This is a genomic window from Vibrio sp. 2130-1 (assembly GCF_033339515.1).
The window spans coordinates 1-520 of record NZ_JAWOUT010000718.1 but is presented as its reverse complement, the minus strand read 5'-3'; the positions used below and the strand labels follow the sequence as shown (position 1 = coordinate 520).

Annotated in this window: 1 protein-coding gene and 1 pseudogene; one reads left to right on the top strand and one right to left on the bottom strand. The window is 45.8% G+C overall.

The features are described from left to right. A partial coding sequence (locus R7Q09_RS28315) for a DUF2339 domain-containing protein (RefSeq protein ID WP_318144230.1) occupies positions 1–144 on the top strand: 144 nt, incomplete at its 5' end. Positions 145–268: 124 nt separating this feature from the next. Here R7Q09_RS28315 and R7Q09_RS28310 read toward each other — a convergent pair. Then, positions 269–520, bottom strand: a pseudogene (locus R7Q09_RS28310) (flagellin); the annotation flags it as partial.

Genomic DNA, 520 nt, shown 5'->3' with positions numbered 1-520 from the left:
TTGAAAGTCTTCTTGTGGGATGTAAGCTCTTTGGACGGGTTCTGGCGCGCCATCAGCTTCTTAGGCTTGGGGGCATCACTTATTGCGTTGGGGTGGCTATTTCAAAAACTGCATCGCTCAGTCACTCAGACCTCTGAGCCATAATCGACGTTCTTCAACACAAAAAGATAAGCGGAAAAGAGAGATTCCCGACAATGCATTTTCGCCGTTATTGGGGGGCAGCAAAAATGTAAAGCCGGGAATCATTGGAGTGTTCTTTGAAACGGCGTTATTTCAACAATGCAACCACCGTATGACGGCGAACATTCGCTTGCGCATTTAACGCTTGGAACGTCGAGGTAAACTGACCAGACGTCTCTATAAAACCATCCAGTTTTGCGTTCACTTCATCTACCGAAAGTTGATAACTTTTGCTTTGGATTGAGCGCATCTGCGTGTTCAACTCGCCATGAAAAGCTTTTGCTTCTTCTAAGCTGGTTTGCACTTGTCTTAAGTGCTGATTGACTTTCGAGATGGTCTG